Source organism: Tardiphaga sp. 619_E2_N8_4, from assembly GCF_051810905.1.
GTDB classification, from domain to species: domain Bacteria; phylum Pseudomonadota; class Alphaproteobacteria; order Rhizobiales; family Xanthobacteraceae; genus Tardiphaga; species Tardiphaga robiniae.
The window spans coordinates 2,714,134-2,732,157 of sequence record NZ_JBPWQJ010000001.1; the positions used below are offsets into that span (position 1 = coordinate 2,714,134).

Sequence of the window (18,024 nt, forward strand, 5' to 3'; positions counted from 1 at the left end):
GGATCGAAGCGCCGAGCGGTTCGAGACGGGAGAGGGGGGCTTCGCTTAAGAAGCAAGGAGCCCTCTCCCGCCTTCGCTTCGCTCAGGCACCCTCTCCCGCGGCGCGCAGCTTCGCTGCGCTGGGGGAGAGGGGAAGTAAGAGCTAACCGCCCTTGCCGCTTTCGCCGAGTTCACCGGTCAGCACGTCGCCGAACAGTTTCCAGTTCTCACCCTCGAACCGCATCAGCTGCATCTGCTCAATGGGCGAGAAGTCGGTGGGCGAGGTGTTGACCTTGACGCCCGGCAGCAGCGTCGACTGCTGGACGTCTTTCAGGTTCGCCGCCTGCTTCATCACATTGGCGCGGGTGAGATCGTCGCCACACTGCTTGAGCAGGATCGCCATGGTCTCGGCGATATTGTAGCCGGACATCAGCGACGAATCCGACGGGTTGCCGTCCGGCACGTATTTGGCGAGAAATTCGCGATAGGCCTTGATGCCCGGATCGTCCTTCCACTGCGGGTCGGTGGCGTCCTTGGAGTAGTGCGCGGAGAGCAAGCCCTGCGCGTTCTCGAAGCCTGCGGGACGCAGCACCTGACCGATCGATACGCTGACGCCCGGAACGATCATGGTCGGCTTCCAGCCGAGTTCGGCGATCTTCTTGATGGTCTGTGCGGCAAACTTCGGCGTCGCGAAGATGATGACAACGTCGGGATTGAGCGACTTCATCTTGACGATGTGGGAATCCACGGTCGGCTCGGTGAGCTCATAACTCTCCTCGATGACGATGGACGAGGCCTTGTCGCCAAGGCCGTCTTTGACGCCCTTCAGGTAGTCCTTTCCGAAGTCGTCATTCTGATAGAGCACGCCGATCTTGGCGCCGGCCTTTTCCTTCAGCAGGTACTTGGCGTAGATGCGGCCTTCGCTCTGGTAGCTGGGCAGCCAGCCCATGGTCCAGGGGAAGTTCTTCGGGTCGGCCCATTTGGTAGCGCCGGTGGCGAGGAACAGCTGCGGCACCCTCTTGGCGTTGAGATATTTCTGGATCGCCGTATTGGACGGCGTGCCGAGCGCCGAGAACATCAAGAGCACTTCGTCGGACTCGACGAGCTTGCGGGTCTGCTCGACAGCCTTCGGCGGCGAATAGGCATCATCATAGCTGACGTAGTTGATCATGCGGCCGTTGATGCCGCCCTGATCGTTGATCATCTTGAAATAGCCTGCCTGCGCCTTGCCCACCGCGCCATAGGCCGAAGCGGGGCCGCTGTAGGGCACGATATTGCCGAGCTTGATTTCGGTGTCGCTGGCGCCGGTGTCGTATTTCTTTTGGGCGAGGACGTGGGTCGAGGAAACGACGAGCAACACGGTGGCGGCCGAGAGCGACAACAGCCGCGCGGACGTGGCAGACATTTGAGTTCCTTCCCTTGCTTGCAAGGCGAGATTTTCTTGTTCTGCAGGCTCTTTTGCGCCTGCGAGATAGTCATACCGCGATTGCACAATGGCTCAAATGGAAAGCGACCAAAAACGCAATAAGGCCCGCGCCGTTTTTGACGCGGGCCTCACGTATTTTCCGTTATGTGGAATGAGGGCGATCAGCCGCCTACATCAGCGCTAATGACCTCGCCGAACAGCTCCCATTTATCGCCTTTGAAACGCATCAGCTGAAGCTGGCTGATCGGCGCGAAGTCGGTCGCAGATGTGTTGATCTTGATGCCGGGCAGCAGCACCTCGGTTCGGAAGTCCTTCAGGCTGGCCGCCTGCTTCATGACGTTTTCGCGGGTCAGGTTGTCACCGCACTTCTTGAGAACCTCAACCAGCGTCTGGGCGACCCCGTAACCGGTGACGATCAATCCATCGAGCTTGTTGCCTTCCGGAAAATCTTTGTCGAGGAAGGCGAGAAATTCCTTCATGCCGGGGTCGTTGTTCCACTGGGTGTCCGCGACGTCCTTCAGATACGCAGCGGAAATAATGTCCTGCGAGTTTTCGAAGCCGGCCGGCTTCATCACGCTGCCGATCGAGTTGGACACGTTGTTGAGGAAGTGCATCGGTTTCCAGCCGATCTCGGCGGCCTTCTTGATAGCCTGCGCCGCAAATTTCGGCGTCGTGATGTTGACGAATACGTCGGCGTTCAACGACTTCAGCTTGACGATGTGATTGTCGATGGTCGGCTCGGAGGTCTCGTAGCTCTCCTCCACTACGATCATCGAGGCGGCCTTTGCGCCAAGGCCGTCCTTCAGACCTTTGAGATAGTCCTTGCCATAGTCATCGTTCTGGTAAAGGACGGCAATCTTCGCGCCGGGCTTTTCCTTCAGAAGATATTTCGCATAGATCTGCGTCTCGCTCTGGTAGTTGGGCTGCCAGCCCATGGTCCAGGGGAAGTCCTTCGGGTCGTTCCACTTCGTGGCGCCGGTGGCCACGAACAGTTGCGGCACCTTCTTGCTGTTCATGTATTTCTGGATCGCCGAGTTCGGCGGTGTGCCGAGCGAGTTGAACACCAGCAGAACTTCGTCCGATTCCACCAGCTTGCGCGCCTGCTCGACGGTTTTTGGCGGCGAATAGGCATCGTCATAACTGATGAAGTTGATCTTGCGGCCGTTGATGCCGCCAGCAGCATTGATCTTCTTGAAGTAGGCTTCCTCGGTCTTGCCGATCACGCCATAGGCGGAGGCGGGTCCGCTATAGGGCATGATGTTGCCGATCTTGATTTCGGTATCTGAGGCGCCGGTGTCATATTTTTTCTGGGCGAGCGCCCCGGTGGCGGACGCGGCGAGCAAAGCCCAGCCAACCAAATAGGCGGCTGAAAACGCGGCTAGGCGCAGACGAATTGCGGGCATTTCTGATCTCCCTGATCAATTGTGATGTGTCACGTTTCTTGACAAGGAGCTCTGCGGCTCCTGAGAGCATTCAACACCCGCCTGCATTTCGCAGCAAGAAAAAGCCCCCGCGACGATGTCGCGGGGGCGGTATAATTCGTGTTCGCTGATGCAGCAGAACTGCTGCCGCAACTGAGCTATTGCGTCGCGACGTCGGCGCTGAAGATCTCGCCGAAGCGCTCCCACTTGTCGCCCTTGAAGCGCTGCATCTGCAATTGCGAGATAGGCGCGAAATCGGTGGGCGAGGTATTGATGGTGATGCCCGGCAACAGCGTGTCGGGGGTAAAGTCCTTCAGGCTGGCGGCTTGTTTCATGACATTCGCCCGAGTCAGGTCGTCGCCGCACATCTGCAGCACCTTGACCAGCGTCTGCGCAGCACCATAGCCATAGACCGTGCTCGAATCCGCCTTGTTGGCGTCCGGCATGTATTTGTCGAGGAACGCGTTCCACTTCTTCATGCCCGGATCGTCCCTCCACTGGGAGTCGGTGCCGTCCTTGGTGTAGGAGGCCGACAGCACGCCTTGCGCATTGTCGAAGCCGGCGGGCTGCATCACCGCTCCCACGGAGACGCTGACATTGGCGAGAATCTGTAGCGGCTTCCAGCCAAGCTCGGCGGTCTTCTTGATAGTCTGTGCCGCGAATTTTGGCGTGGTGAAGATCATCAGCACGTCGGGGTTCGCAGCTTTCAGCTTCACCACATGGGTGTCAATGGTCGGTTCGGCGATCTCGTAGCTGTCCTCGATGGCGATCATCGATGCTGCCTTGTCGCCGAGGCCGTCCTTGAAGCCCTTCAGATAGTCCTTGCCGAAATCGTCGTTCTGGTAAAGCACGCCGATTTTCGCGTTCGGCTTCTCCTTCAGAAGATACTTCGCATAGATCTGCGCTTCGCTCTGATAGGAGGGCTGCCAGCCGATCGTCCAGGGGAAGTTCTTCGGATCGTTCCATTTGGTGGCGCCGGTGGCAACGAAGAGCTGCGGCACTTTCTTGCCGTTCAGATATTTCTGGATCGCGGTATTCGAGGGCGTACCCAGTGGATTGAACACCACCAGCACCTCGTCCGATTCGACCAGCCTTCGCACCTGCTCCACGGCCTTCGGTGGCGAATAGGCGTCATCGTAACTGATGAAGTTGATCTTGCGTCCGTTGATGCCACCCTGTGCGTTGATCATGTTGAAATAGGCGGTCTCGGTCTTGCCGATCGTTCCATAGGCAGATGCGGGGCCGCTATAAGGGATGATGTTGCCGATCTTGATTTCAGTATCGGTGGCGCCGGTGTCGTATTTCTTCTGCGCGAGCGCGCTGGACACACTGGCGGCCAGAAGCGCCATAGCAGCAGGCAGTGCTGCAAGGCGCATGGATCGTGCGAGCATCATGGATCTCCGTGATCATTTCTTCCCAGGTCTTTGTTGGAGTTCTGCGACTCCTGTTCGCATTGAATACCCCTGATGCGCCGGTCACAAGAATAAGCCCCTGCGACCAAATCGCAGGGGCTCCGTTGTTTTAGTGGTGCAGTGCAAAGTGCTGCGGTACTAGTCCGGCGCAGTAGTGTCGGCATTGATCACCTCGCCGAACAGCTCCCACTTGTCGCCCTTGAAGCGCATCATCCGCAACTGTGCGATCGGAGCATAGTCGGTGGCCGAGGTGGAGATGGTGATGCCCGGCAGCAGCGTGTCTGGCGCGAAGTCCTTCAGGCTTGCCGCCTGCTTCATGACATTCTCGCGGGTCAGGTTGTCACCGCACATCTCCAGCACCTTCACCAGCGTCTGCGCGGCGCCATAACCGTAGACGAGGCTGTTGTCGGTGCGATCGGCGCCCGGCATGTATTTGTCGATGAAGGCCGACCATTTCTTCATGCCCGCATCATCTTTCCATTGCGAATCCGCGCCGTCCTTGCGGTAGTCGGCGGACAGGACGCCCTCTGCATTGGCAAAGCCTGCCGGCTGCATCACTGCTCCAACAGAGACGCTGACATTGGTCACGAGCTGCAGCGGCTTCCAGCCGAGTTCACCGATCTTCTTGATGCCTTGGGCCGCGAATTTCGGCGTTACGAAATGGACGACAACATCGGGATTGAGCGACTTCACCTTCACGATGTGGGAATCGATGGTCGGCTCGGAGATCTCATAGCTCTCTTCCGTGACCAGCATCGTGGCAGCCTTGGCACCCAGCGCTTCCTTGAACGCCTTCTGGTAGTCCTTGCCGAAATCGTCGTTCTGATAGATCACCGCGACCTTGGCGTCCGGCTTCTCCTTCATCAGATATTTTGCGTAGATTTGTGCCTCGACCGCGTAGCTCGGCTGCCAGCCCATCGTCCACGGGAAGTGCTTCGGATCGTTCCACTTGCTGGCGCCGGTGGCGACGAAGAGTTGCGGCACCTTCTTGGCATTCATGTATTTCTGGAACGCGGTATTCGACGGCGTGCCGAGCGAATTGAAGATGAACAGTGCCTCGTCGCTTTCGACCAGCTTGCGGGCCTGTTCGACCGCCTTGGGCGGCGAATAGGCGTCGTCGTAGCTGATGAAATTGATCTTGCGGCCGTTGATGCCGCCCTGGTCGTTGATCATTTTGAAATAGGCGGTTTCAGTCTTGCCAATCAGTCCGTAGGATGAGGCAGGGCCGCTATACGGCATAATGTTGCCGATCGTGATTTCGGTGTCAGTGGCGCCGGTGTCGTATTTCTTCTGGGCCAGCGCGCTGCCGCTGGCTGCGACGCTGAGGGCCGCGGCAACCGACAAAGCCAGTGCGCGCGATCGGATCGAAGGCATTTCAGAACTCCCTGATTTTTATTCGTCTTGTTTTTGCGGGCCTTTGCGGCTCCGGCCGGATTGAACACCGTTCGCGTGTATGCGGCAACAAAAAGCCCCTCGCGACGACACCGCGAAGGGCTGCTTTATTGGGCAATGGATATGCCGTCCCCCGGTATAATTCAGCGGCTGATCTCGCCCGAAATCACAGGGCCAAATAACTCCCATTTGTCGCCCTTGAAGCGCATCATCTGCAACTGTTCGATCGGGTAGAAATCAGTCGCGGACGTGTTGAGCTTGACGCCCGGCAGCATCGTGTCCGGCGCAAAGTCCTTCAGGCTGGCGGCTTGCTTCATCACATTGGCACGGGTGAGATCGTCGCCTGTCTGCTTCAGCACCTGAACCATGGTCTGAGCTGCGCCGTAGCCATAGACCACGGAGATGTCGTTGCGGCGGGCGTCCGGCGCGTATTTGGCGAGAAACGCGTAGAAGCGCTGCATGCCGGGGTCATTGTCCCATTGTGGATCTGAGCCGTCCTTGGCGTAATAGGCCGACAGGATGCCTTGGGAGATGTCCTGTCCGGCCGGCTTCAGCACGGAGCTGATTGATGCGCTGGCATAGCCCTGGATGTAGAGCGGCTTCCAGCCGAGTTCGGAGACCTTGCGGATACTCTGGACCGCCGACTTCGGTGTCGTGACGCTGATGAAGGTATCGGCGCCGGAGGCTTTCAGATTGATGATGTGGCTATCGATGGTCGGCTCGGTGACCTCATAGCTTTCGGCGGCGATCAGCATGCCCCCAGCTTTGTCGCCGAGACCATCTTTCAGGCCCTTCAGCACGTCCTTGCCGAGGTCGTCGTTCTGATAGAGCACCGCGATCTTCGCGTCGGGCTTTTCGTTCAGCAGATATTTCGCATAGATGCGGCCCTCGCTCTCATAGGGCGGCTGCCACGCCATCGTCCACGGGAAGGCCTTGTGATTTCCGAAATAGGTCGCGCCGGCGGCGACGAACAGTTGCGGCACTTTCTTGATGTTGAGGTATTTCTGGATCGCCGCATTGGACGGTGTGCCGAGTGGGTTAAACACCACGAGCACCTCGTCCGATTCCACCAGCTTGCGGGCCTGCTCGACGGCCTTGGCCGGATTGTAGGCATCGTCATAGCTTATGAAATTGATCTTGCGGCCGTTGATGCCGCCCTGATCGTTGATCATCCGGAAATAAGCGGCCTCGATGATGCCCGCGATGCCATAGGCCGAAGCCGGCCCGCTATAGGGCATGATGTTGCCGATCTTGATCTCGGGGTCGGATGCGCCGGGATCGTATTGTTTCTGCGCGAGGGCATGGCCAGCACAAGCGAGACTCAGTGCGGTGGCAAACGAGATTGTTCGTGGTCGAAAGGCAGGCATCCCGGGTTGGTCCTCGTACAGCAGTCGCGAGGCGTTAATGGCATGTGCATCAACAAAAATCCCCGGCGATGTGAGCGCGAGGGGCACTTTCTGTGTGGCGGAAAGATGGTGGCGGTTCCTTCGCCCCGATTGCGGAAGAAGTCGGCGCGCTGCTGATACACTCATACCAACTCGCACAAAAAAAGCGGCCACCGAAGTGACCGCTTGTCTTGCCTCAATTGTCGGATCGAACTAACCGCCCGATCCGCCGATCACTGCGCGAACGGTATCGTCCGGGCCGAAGTCTTCCGCGCCATCCACATAGAGAAGTGCGCTGAGCTTCGAACGCGCGCGGTTGACGCGGCTCTTGATGGTGCCGACGGCGCAGCCGCAGATCGTGGCCGCGTCCTCATAGGAGAAGCCCGATGCGCCGACGAGAATAAGCGCTTCGCGCTGATCCTGCGGAAGCTTCTCAAGCGCCGCGCGAAACTCCTCAAATTCCAGATGGGCGTTTTGTGCCGGCTGGGTCTTCAGAGTCTTGGCATAGCTACCGTCCGCATCCTCAACTTCCCGTCGCCGCTTGCGATAGTCCGACCGGAACAGGTTGCGCAGAATGGTGAACAACCACGCAGGGAGATTCGAGCCGACCTGGAAGGAGTCGATATTGGCGAGAGCGCGCAACAGCGTTTCCTGAACGAGGTCATCGGCCCGGTCGCCGTTGCCGGAGAGCGAGATCGCGAAGGCGCGCAGGCTAGGCACCGACGCCAGAATGTCGTCGCGGAGTGAGTCTGTGAGAGGCATTATTCCCCTCCTTCATTTTTGCCAGGATCGCCAGCGATCTGGGCTTGAGCCTCAGCCCCGTCCAGCTTGCGGATCAGCTCCGCAAATCGGTCCGGCACGCCCTGTCGCACGACATCGTCGTACATGGCGCGCAACTGATGCCCGATCCGTGACTGGATTTCGGCGTTTAATCCGCCCTTTGGCTTCACATCTTTCATGACCCGTTCCACATTCCCCAGAAGACATGTCCCTGGAATTTGAGAAATTTTCTTGATTTTTGAAGCCTTTGCGGCGTCTGTCGGCGATCTAATGCGGAGCGTGGCCGAAAGTTCCGACCTGATGGAACTTTTGTCTGGCTGGGGCGTAAACAAGCACAACGAGGGAGCCGGATTGTATCCGAATACCCTTCGACTTTGACGTAGAGTCGTCTTTGACCAGACAGGATGGAGTGGGGATGTCCCGATCACAGCTCGTAGCTGAACACTTGCCGCTGTTGCGGCGCTATGCCCGCGCCCTCACAGGTAACCAGGCCTCAGGCGATGCCTATGTAGGCGCCATGCTGGAAGCGTTGCTGCAGGACCAGTCGTTGCTCGACGAGCAACACGGAGCCCGTGCCGGCTTGTTTCGCCTGTTCACCCAGATTTGGAACTCTGTCGCCTTGAACGACAATCCGGACGTCGCGCCGCTGCAGGCCGCCTCCGAGAAGCGCATTTCCAACATCACCCCGCTGCCACGACAGGCCTTCCTGTTGCTGTCGCTCGAAGGCTTCTCGGAAGAGGAAGTCGCCTTCGTACTCGACGCTGATGTGGCGGAAGTGCGTACGCTGGCCGATACGGCCGGCCGAGAAATGGCCGCCGAAATCGCCACCGACGTTCTTATCATCGAGGACGAGACCTTCATCGCGATGGATCTCGAAAGCCTCGTGAAGAATCTCGGTCATAACGTCATCGGCGTTGCACGCACCCATGCAGATGCGGTTGCGCTCGCAAAGAACAAGAAGCCCGGCCTGATCCTCGCCGATATCCAGCTCGCCGATGGCAGCTCGGGTCTCGATGCGGTGAACGAGTTGCTGCGCATCTTCGAAGTGCCGGTAGTCTTCATCACCGCCTATCCGGAGCGTTTCCTGACTGGCGAACGTCCGGAGCCGGCCTTCCTGATCTCGAAGCCGTTCCAGCCCGCGATGGTCTCGGCCGTCGCCAGCCAGGCGCTGTTCTTCCAGCGCAACTCAAAGAACAAGACAGCCAAGGCATCCTGATTTCAAGGCGCCCTAACTCCGGGCGTCCTGATCTCGCTGGTATTGATTGACATCGAAGCGGCTGGGCCATGTGCCCGGCCGCTTTCGTTTGGCCAGAAGCCATCCAGAGCGCGCCGGATGATACCTGCTCAATAAGTCCTCTTCGCTTGCGCAAACTATCAGCGGGCAGAAGGAGGGGGCTGACAGTATTGTGTTGATGCAGCGATCAATGCCGATATCATCCCTCGATAAGCGGCAAATTGCCACGTCCCGCCGGGCTCATAGGCTTTGACGGGCTGGCGGGGGCTGCGTGACCCTTCTGGTCGAACCGGTGCGCATGAACTCAACTGCCGACGCTGAACCTCATATCTATCAATCTACAGTGACACGCCCCGTTGCGGTCGATGTCAGCAAGGTGTCGCTTACTTTCGATACGGCCGACGGCAAGGTCGAAGCGCTATCCAATGTCGATCTGCAAATCAGTGGTGGGGAGTTCGTCTCCTTCATCGGTCCCTCCGGCTGCGGCAAGACCACGCTGCTGCGTGTGATCGCGGACCTGCAGCAACCAAGCTCTGGGAGCGTCACTGTCAATGGCATGAGTGCCGAGCAGGCGCGGCTGGGGCGCAATTACGGCTATGTGTTTCAGGCGCCGGCGCTGTTTCCCTGGCGGAGCATCGAGGCCAATCTCAAGCTGCCGCTGGAGCTGATGGGCTTTTCGCCGACCGAACAAAAGCAGCGCGCCGCGCGCTACCTCGACCTCGTCAATCTCACCGGCTTCGAACGCAAGTTTCCCTGGCAGCTCTCCGGCGGCATGCAGCAGCGGGTTTCCATCGCACGGGCGCTGTCGTTCGATCCCGAATTGCTGCTGATGGACGAGCCGTTCGGAGCACTGGATGAGATCGTGCGCGATCATCTCAACGAACAGCTGCTGCAATTGTGGGCCAAGACCCGCAAGACCGTGTTGTTCGTGACGCATTCGATTCCCGAAGCGGTGTTTCTTTCCACCAAGATCGTGGTGATGTCGCCGCGGCCGGGCCGTATCACTGATATCATCGACTGCAATTTCCGGCGCGACCGCACGCTGGAAATTCGCGAGACGCCGGAATTCATGGCGATCGCGCAGCGCGTGCGCACGGGGCTGCGTGCCGGGCATTCCTATGACGAGTAGTACGGTGGATACGATACCGGTCGCGCGCGCGGCACGGCGCACGCATCCGTTGGTCAAGCGTAGTACGCCGCTGGTGACCATTGTCGCAGTGCTGATCGTCGTCTGGTACATCGGCGCCGTGCTGATGAACCTGTCGCTTGTGCGCGGCGGCTTCGAGCGCGAGGAAGCGCCTTACACGACGATGGAATTGCTGGAAGGCACCATGAGCGCGGAACGGCCGCTGCTGCCGGCGCCGCATCAGGTGGTCGGTGCTTTCATCGACGGCGTGTTCGGCTATGCGCCGACGGCGCCGCGTAGCCTCGTCTATCATTCCATGGTGACGCTGTCGGCGACGCTGCTCGGCTTCGTGCTCGGCGCGCTGCTCGGCATCGTGCTGGCGCTCGCCATCGTGCACAGCCGCGTGCTGGAGCGCAGCTTGATGCCGTGGATCATCTGCTCGCAGATGGTGCCCATATTGGCGCTGGCGCCGATCTTCATTGTGGTGCTCGGTGCCGTCGGCCTACAGGGCCTGCTGCCGAAATCGATCATCTCGGCCTATTTGAGTTTCTTCCCGATCACGATAGGCATGGTGAAGGGCTTTACCTCGCCCGATCCGATGCAGATGGATCTGATGCGGACATGGTCGGCGACATCTAGACAGGTGCTGTCGAAACTGCGCTGGCCATCGGCCGTGCCGTATCTCTTTGCCAGCCTCAAGGTCGCCATCACCATTTCGCTGATCGGCGCCATCGTCGCTGAATTGCCGACCGGTGCCGAGGCCGGCATCGGCGCGCGCTTGCTGGCCGGCTCGTACTACGGCCAGACCATCCAGATCTGGTCGGCGCTGGTTGCCGCAGCCGTGCTGGCCTCGGGCCTGATTGCGATTGTGAGCTATGCCGAACGCAAGGTCGCGCAGCGGATGGGGGCGCGGACATGAATCGTCGCCAGATCCGCCTCGGCTTCATCATGTCGGCCGTCTGCGTCCTGATCACGCTGATGCTGCCGCTGCCGCTGGCCGGCACGCCCGTCGCCGCGCTGATGGCGCGCCCGCTGACGTTTCTGCTGACCGGCGTCATCGTGCTTGTGTTCGCTTTCGCTGCCGGCTTCCGTGGCCTGCCTGCCATCGTGATCGGGCTTGTCGGGGCAGGCATCACTGCGGATATGACAATGATGCTGCTCCGCGATCCCTTGATCGCCGGCGATGCGGCATCAGGCTTCTGGATGGTCGTGATCGGCGTCTGGCTGGCATCTTGGATCTGCGTCGTCGCGCTCGCGGGGCTGAAACCGCGCAACAGCGCATTTCGGAAGATCATCGATCTCGCCATTCCGCTGCTGTTCGGTGCAGCCGTGTTCTATCTCTGGGAAGTCGTGGTGCGCGGGGCGGGCGTGCCGCCGGTGTTGCTGCCGTCGCCGAGCGCGGCGGCCGCAAAGTTCATGGCGTCGCTGCCGACACTGGGCGCGGATTTCGTGCAGACCTTCATCCGTGGTGTGCTGATCGGCTATGCCATCGGCTGCGGCGCCGGGCTTCTGGTGGCGATCCTCGCGCATCGCTTTGAATTTCTCGGCCGCGGGCTGCTACCCTTGGGTAACTTCTTCTCGGCGCTGCCGCTGGTCGGTGTCGCGCCCATCATGGTGATGTGGTTCGGTTTCGACTGGCCGTCGAAGGCCGCCGTGGTGGCGCTGGTGACGTTCTTCCCGATGCTGGTAAATGCGTTGGCCGGTCTGCAAGCTGCCGGCGATATCGAGCGTGACCTGATGCGCTCCTACGGCGCGAGCTATGCCCAGACTCTCATCAAGTTGTATCTTCCCGCTGCTCTACCTTTCATCTTCAATGCACTGAAGATCAATGCCACACTGGCCCTGATCGGTGCCATCGTCGCGGAATTCTTCGGCACGCCGACGCAAGGCATCGGCTTTCGAATTTCCACCGAAGCCGGGCGCATGGCGCTCGATATGGTGTGGGCGGAGATCGCGCTCGCCGCGATCGCGGGAATGGCATTTTATGGACTTGTTGCGCTCGCAGAGCGCGTGACGACGTTTTGGCATCCATCCATGCGGACCTAGTTCGGCAGGTTCGCCAATTCTGGAGTTGAGCATGAAGAAGATCATGGCATTCGGCGCAGCGATGGCTCTCTCGCTCGGCTCCGCGCAAGCGGCGGACAAGGTCACCATCCAGCTCAAATGGGTCGCACAGGCCCAGTTCGCCGGCTACTTCGTCGCCAAGGAGAAGGGCTTCTACAAGGACGCCGGGCTCGACGTGACGATCAAGCCGGGCGGTCCCGATGTCGCCCCACCGCAAGTGATCGCGGGCGGCGGTGCCGATGTGGTGGTGGACTGGATGCCGTCGGCGCTGGCCTCGCGCGAGAAGGGCGTGCCGCTGGTGAATATTTCGCAGACCTTCAAGAAGTCCGGGCTCGAACTCACCTGCCGCGCCGAGACCGGCATCAAGAAGCCGACCGATCTGAAGGGCAAGGTCACCGGCGTCTGGTATGGCGGCAACGAATATCCGTTCCTCTCCTGGATGTCGAAGCTGGGCTACAAGACCGATGGTTCGCCGGCCGGCGTCAAGATCATCAAGCAGGGCTTCAATGTTGATCCGCTGCTGCAGAAGCAGGCCGATTGTGTATCGACGATGGCCTATAATGAATACTGGCAGGTGATCGATGGCGGCTACAAGCCGAGCCAGCTTACCGTGTTCAAATATGAGGACGAGGGCGTCGCGACGCTGGAGGACGGTCTCTGGGTGCTCGACAAGAATCTCAAGGATCCAGCCTTCGTTGCCAAGATGGCGAAGTTCGTGAAGGCGTCGATGAAGGGCTGGGACTATGCCAAGACCAATCCCGACGAAGCCGTGAAGATCATTCTGGCTGGCGACTCCACGGGCGCCAAGACTGCCAAAGACCAGAAGCGCATGATGACCGAGGTCAGCAAGTTGCTCGGCGATGCCAATGGCAAGCTCGACGTCAAGGACTATGATCGCACGGTTGCGACGCTGATGTCTGGCGGTTCGGATCCCGTGATTACCAAGAAGCCGGAAGGTGCCTACAGCTTCGCAGTCTATGACGCGATGAAGTAATCGCGGGTATCAGCGGCGCGCGAATAACGGCTGCGCGCCGATTGACTTGGCGAGGTGATCGCCAAAGGCTTCACTGATCGGCGGCAGCGTGCGGCCGGCTTTCTTGATGATGGTGATCGCGCGCGAGAAATCCGCGACGTCGATCTGCCGCGAGCGCAGGTCCGGCTCAGCGCCGATCTCGCGTGCGGAGCCTGGCAGGATGGTGATGCCCAGGCCGGCGCGGACCATGGCGATAGCCGTCATCATATAGGTCGCTTCGCAGGTCGGCTGCGCGATGTGTCCCGCGGTCAGGAAGGCGCTGTCGACGACCGCGCGGACGCTGGTCGCGGGATCCATCAGCACCAGCGGATATTTCATCAGATCGTCGATGGTGACCTTGCGGATGCCGCCGATCGGGTGCTTCGCCGGAAACACCACATGCATGCGGTCGCGCACTTCGAGCAGCACTTCCACGTCGTGGCCGGTGACGCTGCCGCCCATGATGCCGAGATCGACCTCTTCTGAGCGGACGAGGTCAAGGACGCGGTTGGCGATCACGTCCTTCAGGACGAAAGATGTGCCGGGCTGTAACTCGCGAAACGACTTGATGGCCTCGGGCAGGGCACCCGCGGCGACCGAGGGAAGCGCCGCGATCCGGACGATGCCGCGGCGCTTGGCCGCGATATCGCGAGTATCCACGACGACGGCATCGAGATCGCGGATCATGCGCTGAAACACCGGCAGCAGTTCGCGGCCGACCCGCGTCAGTTCGACGGAGCGGGTGTTGCGATCGAACAGTTTCACCTCGAGGGTTTCTTCGAGGCGCCTGATCTGAACCGTCAGCGTCGGCTGCGCCAGATGCAGCAACTCCGCGGCGCGGGTGAAGCTGCCGGCTTGGGCGACGACGACGAAAGACCGGATCTGCCGGAGATTCACATCCATAGAGAATTTCTATCAATGGGATAGAATTAATTCAATTGAATAGAGGGAAGCTTCTGGCTTCAATGCCCGAAAGCGACATGCGCGTGATCGCCTGCTCAGGCCCGTGACATGTCCGTCAAAAGAGATCGGGAGATAGACATGCAGCGGTCGCGGTTTTCGCGATGTGACTGCAGGCAAGTCTGATCCAGGGAGACTGCTCGTGCGTACCATCAGGATCGGATCCGGTGCCGGCTATTCGGGGGACCGGATCGAACCGGCGATCGAACTCGCCGAAAGCGGCAACCTCGACTATCTCGTCTTCGAGTGCCTTGCCGAACGCACCATCGCGCTGGCCCAGCAGGACCGCCTGAAAGATCCGCAAGGCGGTTTCGACCCGTTGCTTGCCGACCGCATGAAGGCGGTGCTGTCCATCTGCCGAAAGAACGGCGTCAAGATCATCACCAATATGGGCGCGGCGAATCCCGTCGCGGCGGCGCAGGCGACGCGTGACATCGCCAGGGCGCTCGGTCTGCCCGGTCTTAAGGTTGCGGCAGTAACGGGCGACGATGTGCTGGAACAGGCGCGCGCGTCCGATGTCGCGCTGGACGAAGGTGGCTCCGTGAAAGCGCTGGGCAACCGCGTGATCTCGGCCAATGCCTATACCGGCGCAGCGCCTATCGCCGAAGCGCTCGCCGGTGGCGCCGATGTCGTCATCACCGGCCGTGCGGCCGATCCGGCGCTGTTTCTCGGGCCGCTGGTGCATGAATTCGGCTGGGCGATGGATGACTGGGATCTGCTTGGCAAAGGCACCATGGTCGGCCATCTCCTGGAATGTGCTGGCCAGATCACCGGCGGCTATTTCGCCGATCCCGGCGTGAAGGATGTGCAGGGCCTCGCGCGGCTTGGTTTCCCGATCGGCGAGGTGCGCGAGGATGGCGGTCTCGTCGTCACCAAGGTCGCGGGCTCGGGCGGCCAGATCACGCGAGCGACGGTGATCGAACAACTGCTCTACGAAATTCATGATCCGACCCGCTATTACCAGCCGGATGTGGTTGCCGATTTCTCGCAGGTGCGTGTCGAGGAGGTTGGTCCGGACCGCATCCATGTCACCGGCGGGAGTGGCACGCCGAAGACTGGCCTGCTGAAGACGTCAGTCGGCTATCTCGACAGCTATATCGGCGAAGGCGAAATCTCCTATGCTGGTGCCAATGCCGTGGCGCGCGGGCGTCTGGCGCTTGAGATTGTGCGCGAACGCCTCACGCTCACCGGCGTGAAAATGACGGAGAGCCGGTTCGACCTGATCGGCGTCAATGCGCTGCATGGTGACGCCCTGGCCGAAGGCCGCGATCCCTATGAAGTCCGCATCCGCGTCGCGGGGCGCACAGACTCTCTCGCAGAGGCCGTGAAGATCGGCAATGAGGTCGAGACGCTTTACACCAACGGGCCTGCCGGTGGCGGCGGGGCCTGGAAATCGGCGCGCGAAATCGTCGGCGTCGCCTCGGCTTTGCTGCCCGAAACTGTCGTGACGTCATCAGTCACATTCATGGAGGCCTGACCATGAAACTCCGTGAGATCGCGCATTCACGCAGCGGCGACAAGGGCGATACGTCCAACATTTCCGTCATCGCTTTCGATGTCGGTGACTTCGGCTTTCTTGCCGAGCACGTGACGGCAGATCACGTCGCGCAGCATTTCGGCGACACCATCACCGGCACCGTCACGCGCTATGAATTGCCGGCGCTCGGCGCGCTAAACTTCGTGCTGACGGGCGCGCTCGGTGGCGGTGTTGTGCGATCGCTCGCGCTGGATACGCACGGGAAATCATTCAGCTCTGCGCTGCTTGAATTCGAGCTGCCGGCCAAAGGAGCGTCATCCGGCTCACCATGATCTTCGTCACAATAGGACGACGATACTTTCATACCAAACCAAAAACGGGAGGACTATTGATGAAGCGACGTACATTCCTGGCTGGCCTCGGTGCAACTGGCGTCAGCGCTGCAGTTTTTTCTCCGGCGATCGTTCGTGCCGCTGCGGATACTCCACTGAAGTTTGGTGTGCTGTCCGACATGACGGGTCTGTTCGCTGACAATGGCGGGCAGGGCTCGGTAGCGGCAGCGCAGCTCGCGATCGAGGAATGCGGCGGCAAGGTGCTTGGCAAGGCGATAGAGCTGATCCAGGCCGACCATCTCAACAAGCCCGATGTCGGCGGCAATATTGCGCGCCAGTGGTATGATCAGGAAGGCGTCGACGTCATTCTCGACGTGCCGGTGTCGTCTGTTTGCATCGCCGTGCAGACCTTCGCCAAGGACCGCAACAAGATGTTCATCACATCGGCCGGCGGCTCGGCGGATCTCAGCGGCAAGTTCTGCTCGCCGAACTTCATTCAGTGGACCTACAATACTTACGCGCTGGCCAATGTCGCCGGCAAGGCGATGCTTCAGCGCGGTGGCGACACATGGTTCTTCGTTGTTGCGGATTATGCCTTTGGTCAGGCGCTCGAGCGTGACGTAACGGAAGTTGCCGTCAAGGGCGGCGGCAAGGCGCTTGGCCGTGCGCCGCATCCGATCAACACGGCGGATTTCTCCTCGCAGCTTCTGACGGCCAAGTCGTCGGGCGCCAAGGTCATCGCCATCGCCAATGCCGGCAGTGACACGCAGAACGCCATCAAGCAGGCAGAAGAGTTCGGCTTGATGGGCGGTGATCAGAAGATGATTGCGCTCTTGATCGACGTGAATGACATCCGCAGCGTCGGATTGAAGAGCGCGCAAGGCCTGCTGGTGACGTCCGGCTTCTACTGGAACATGGACGACCGCACGCGTGCATTCTCCAAGCGCTATGCTGCCAAGATGGGCAAGCCGCCGAGCATGATGCAGGCCGGTGTCTATTCCTCGACGCTGAACTACATCAAGTCGGTGGAGGCCGCGAATACCAAGGATCCTGTCGCCGTGGTCAAGGATCTGCAGGGGCGTACCTTTGACGATGCCTTCCTGCGCAACGGCAAGCTGCGTCCAGACAATCTGATGGTCCACGACATGTATCTCGCCGAGGTCAAGAAGCCTTCCGAGGTCACCGATAGCTATGACGTGTTCAGAATCCTCGCCACGGTGAAGGGCGAAGACGCGTTCTCGCCGCTCTCGGCGAGTACATGCCCAATGGTGATGAGCAAGAAGTAAGAACAGACAACTCTATGAACCGAGCGTCGTGGGCAGGGAAATACCTTTACCCGCGATTCTTTCGAAGGGTGAGAGAGCCTTACCTATTCCTCAAAAGAATGCGGGGTGCAGCTGGCATCACCACAGCTCCACCCCGCGTCGCCGGTCAATTGGGGCAGGGGACGACCGGCTTCCGGGAAGACGCGCGAGGGTGAAAAGCGTTCCCGCGGGCGTCAAATTATTTAACACACGGTTAAGTGATCGCCGTTCTTGAACCTAGAGCCTTGACGCACGTTCCTATTGTGAGCGCCACGCAACGACGCGGTGCAGGGCAGGCGAGGCTCACATGTCAAAGGTATCCAGCTTGGTCTTGGGAATGGTCGCTGGAGCGACCATGTTCGGCGCCATCCAGTATGCTTCCGGCAATGATCTGCGGGGCACGCTGACCGATTCAGACAAGGCTGCGTCCACCGGCGTTAACCGGGCTGCCAAGGGCGACCGGGCATCACTAATTACCACACAGAACGAGCAGAGCCAGACTCTCTCGTTCCGCGTTCAGGGGCTGTCGGATACGTCCGTCCTTCTGCGGATGGGCGTCGCGCCCGTGGTGGCTCCAACCAAGAATGAAGCCGTCAATATCCGGCCCCTCCCCATGAATGCCAAACCGCAGCGTGCGGCGGTGGGCTGCGAACCGCCTGTGAGTGTGCTCAGCGAGATGGCAAAGATGCTGCAGCCGGGTCGCTGTGTGACCTGATCTTC

At 60.1% G+C, this 18,024-nt stretch carries 17 protein-coding genes; 9 read left to right on the plus strand and 8 right to left on the minus strand.

Translation table 11 applies throughout. The features are described from left to right. Positions 1-142 precede the first annotated feature (142 nt). The 7 genes from AB8A23_RS12975 to AB8A23_RS13005 form a co-directional block, all read right to left on the minus strand. Positions 143-1,384 (minus strand): ABC transporter substrate-binding protein, encoded by a 1,242-nt coding sequence (locus AB8A23_RS12975; protein ID WP_175368287.1) that lies wholly within the window; start codon positions 1,382-1,384, stop codon positions 143-145. A 182-nt stretch (positions 1,385-1,566) separates the two neighbouring features. Then, positions 1,567-2,808, minus strand: a complete 1,242-nt coding sequence (locus tag AB8A23_RS12980; protein WP_439059528.1) for an ABC transporter substrate-binding protein — start codon at positions 2,806-2,808, stop codon at positions 1,567-1,569. A gap of 176 nt (positions 2,809-2,984) precedes the next feature. Further along, positions 2,985-4,220 carry an ABC transporter substrate-binding protein gene (locus AB8A23_RS12985; RefSeq protein WP_439059527.1) on the minus strand — a complete coding sequence of 412 codons (1,236 nt, stop codon included), beginning with the start codon at positions 4,218-4,220 and terminating at the stop codon, positions 2,985-2,987. Positions 4,221-4,376: 156 nt separating this feature from the next. Next, positions 4,377-5,612, minus strand: a complete 1,236-nt coding sequence (locus AB8A23_RS12990) for an ABC transporter substrate-binding protein (protein WP_439059526.1) — start codon at positions 5,610-5,612, stop codon at positions 4,377-4,379. A gap of 161 nt (positions 5,613-5,773) precedes the next feature. Next, a complete protein-coding gene (locus AB8A23_RS12995; RefSeq protein ID WP_439059525.1) occupies positions 5,774-6,997 on the minus strand; it encodes an ABC transporter substrate-binding protein in 1,224 nt (407 codons plus the stop codon). A gap of 231 nt (positions 6,998-7,228) precedes the next feature. Next, complete coding sequence (locus AB8A23_RS13000) at positions 7,229-7,777, minus strand: sigma-70 family RNA polymerase sigma factor (RefSeq protein WP_068735058.1); 549 nt, start codon at positions 7,775-7,777, stop codon at positions 7,229-7,231. Then, positions 7,777-7,974: a NepR family anti-sigma factor gene (locus AB8A23_RS13005; RefSeq protein ID WP_068735402.1), complete on the minus strand. Its 198-nt coding sequence runs from the start codon at positions 7,972-7,974 to the stop codon at positions 7,777-7,779. Before AB8A23_RS13005 ends, AB8A23_RS13000 begins: the two co-directional genes overlap by 1 nt. Positions 7,975-8,210: 236 nt before the next feature. Here AB8A23_RS13005 and AB8A23_RS13010 point away from each other — a divergent pair, with 236 nt between their 5' ends. From AB8A23_RS13010 to AB8A23_RS13030, 5 genes are all read left to right on the plus strand, one after another. Beyond that, on the plus strand, positions 8,211-9,011 hold the full coding sequence (locus AB8A23_RS13010; RefSeq protein WP_068735059.1) for a response regulator: 801 nt from the start codon (positions 8,211-8,213) through the stop codon (positions 9,009-9,011). A 316-nt stretch (positions 9,012-9,327) separates the two neighbouring features. After that, positions 9,328-10,158 (plus strand): ABC transporter ATP-binding protein, encoded by an 831-nt coding sequence (locus tag AB8A23_RS13015; protein WP_120291931.1) that lies wholly within the window; start codon positions 9,328-9,330, stop codon positions 10,156-10,158. 4 nt (positions 10,159-10,162) lie between these two features. Continuing rightward, a complete protein-coding gene (locus AB8A23_RS13020; protein WP_439059524.1) occupies positions 10,163-11,074 on the plus strand; it encodes an ABC transporter permease in 912 nt (303 codons plus the stop codon). Beyond that, the gene (locus AB8A23_RS13025; protein WP_439059523.1) at positions 11,071-12,201 is read left to right on the plus strand and encodes an ABC transporter permease; all 1,131 of its coding nucleotides are present in this window, start codon (positions 11,071-11,073) and stop codon (positions 12,199-12,201) included. Before AB8A23_RS13020 ends, AB8A23_RS13025 begins: the two co-directional genes overlap by 4 nt. A gap of 31 nt (positions 12,202-12,232) precedes the next feature. Next, a complete protein-coding gene (locus AB8A23_RS13030) occupies positions 12,233-13,213 on the plus strand; it encodes an ABC transporter substrate-binding protein (protein ID WP_184511514.1) in 981 nt (326 codons plus the stop codon). 9 nt (positions 13,214-13,222) lie between these two features. Here AB8A23_RS13030 and AB8A23_RS13035 read toward each other — a convergent pair whose 3' ends face one another. Beyond that, a complete protein-coding gene (locus AB8A23_RS13035) occupies positions 13,223-14,134 on the minus strand; it encodes a LysR family transcriptional regulator (protein WP_309948468.1) in 912 nt (303 codons plus the stop codon). A gap of 199 nt (positions 14,135-14,333) precedes the next feature. Here AB8A23_RS13035 and AB8A23_RS13040 point away from each other — a divergent pair, with 199 nt between their 5' ends. From AB8A23_RS13040 to AB8A23_RS13055, 4 genes are all read left to right on the plus strand, one after another. Continuing rightward, positions 14,334-15,668 carry an acyclic terpene utilization AtuA family protein gene (locus AB8A23_RS13040; RefSeq protein WP_175368295.1) on the plus strand — a complete coding sequence of 445 codons (1,335 nt, stop codon included), beginning with the start codon at positions 14,334-14,336 and terminating at the stop codon, positions 15,666-15,668. A 2-nt stretch (positions 15,669-15,670) separates the two neighbouring features. Continuing rightward, the gene (locus tag AB8A23_RS13045) at positions 15,671-16,000 is read left to right on the plus strand and encodes an AtuA-related protein (protein WP_175368296.1); all 330 of its coding nucleotides are present in this window, start codon (positions 15,671-15,673) and stop codon (positions 15,998-16,000) included. A 59-nt stretch (positions 16,001-16,059) separates the two neighbouring features. Beyond that, a complete protein-coding gene (locus AB8A23_RS13050; RefSeq protein ID WP_175368297.1) occupies positions 16,060-17,286 on the plus strand; it encodes an ABC transporter substrate-binding protein in 1,227 nt (408 codons plus the stop codon). Between the two features lie 373 nt (positions 17,287-17,659). Beyond that, positions 17,660-18,019: a hypothetical protein gene (locus AB8A23_RS13055; protein ID WP_175368298.1), complete on the plus strand. Its 360-nt coding sequence runs from the start codon at positions 17,660-17,662 to the stop codon at positions 18,017-18,019. The last annotated feature ends 5 nt before the right edge of the window (positions 18,020-18,024 follow it).

What these genes read in the sequence shown, in the direction of transcription:
- AB8A23_RS13010 (WP_068735059.1), top strand. Translation starts at nt 8,211, where the DNA reads ATGTCCCGATCACAGCTCGTAGCTGAACACTTGCCGCTGTTGCGGCGC.
- AB8A23_RS13050 (WP_175368297.1), top strand. Translation starts at nt 16,060, where the DNA reads ATGAAGCGACGTACATTCCTGGCTGGCCTCGGTGCAACTGGCGTCAGC.
- AB8A23_RS12995 (WP_439059525.1), bottom strand. Translation starts at nt 6,997, where the DNA reads ATGCCTGCCTTTCGACCACGAACAATCTCGTTTGCCACCGCACTGAGT.
- AB8A23_RS13015 (WP_120291931.1), top strand. Translation starts at nt 9,328, where the DNA reads ATGAACTCAACTGCCGACGCTGAACCTCATATCTATCAATCTACAGTG.
- AB8A23_RS13055 (WP_175368298.1), top strand. Translation starts at nt 17,660, where the DNA reads ATGTTCGGCGCCATCCAGTATGCTTCCGGCAATGATCTGCGGGGCACG.
- AB8A23_RS13045 (WP_175368296.1), top strand. Translation starts at nt 15,671, where the DNA reads ATGAAACTCCGTGAGATCGCGCATTCACGCAGCGGCGACAAGGGCGAT.
- AB8A23_RS13005 (WP_068735402.1), bottom strand. Translation starts at nt 7,974, where the DNA reads ATGAAAGATGTGAAGCCAAAGGGCGGATTAAACGCCGAAATCCAGTCA.
- AB8A23_RS13030 (WP_184511514.1), top strand. Translation starts at nt 12,233, where the DNA reads ATGAAGAAGATCATGGCATTCGGCGCAGCGATGGCTCTCTCGCTCGGC.
- AB8A23_RS13025 (WP_439059523.1), top strand. Translation starts at nt 11,071, where the DNA reads ATGAATCGTCGCCAGATCCGCCTCGGCTTCATCATGTCGGCCGTCTGC.
- AB8A23_RS13000 (WP_068735058.1), bottom strand. Translation starts at nt 7,777, where the DNA reads ATGCCTCTCACAGACTCACTCCGCGACGACATTCTGGCGTCGGTGCCT.
- AB8A23_RS13035 (WP_309948468.1), bottom strand. Translation starts at nt 14,134, where the DNA reads ATGGATGTGAATCTCCGGCAGATCCGGTCTTTCGTCGTCGTCGCCCAA.
- AB8A23_RS12975 (WP_175368287.1), bottom strand. Translation starts at nt 1,384, where the DNA reads ATGTCTGCCACGTCCGCGCGGCTGTTGTCGCTCTCGGCCGCCACCGTG.
- AB8A23_RS12985 (WP_439059527.1), bottom strand. Translation starts at nt 4,220, where the DNA reads ATGATGCTCGCACGATCCATGCGCCTTGCAGCACTGCCTGCTGCTATG.
- AB8A23_RS12980 (WP_439059528.1), bottom strand. Translation starts at nt 2,808, where the DNA reads ATGCCCGCAATTCGTCTGCGCCTAGCCGCGTTTTCAGCCGCCTATTTG.
- AB8A23_RS12990 (WP_439059526.1), bottom strand. Translation starts at nt 5,612, where the DNA reads ATGCCTTCGATCCGATCGCGCGCACTGGCTTTGTCGGTTGCCGCGGCC.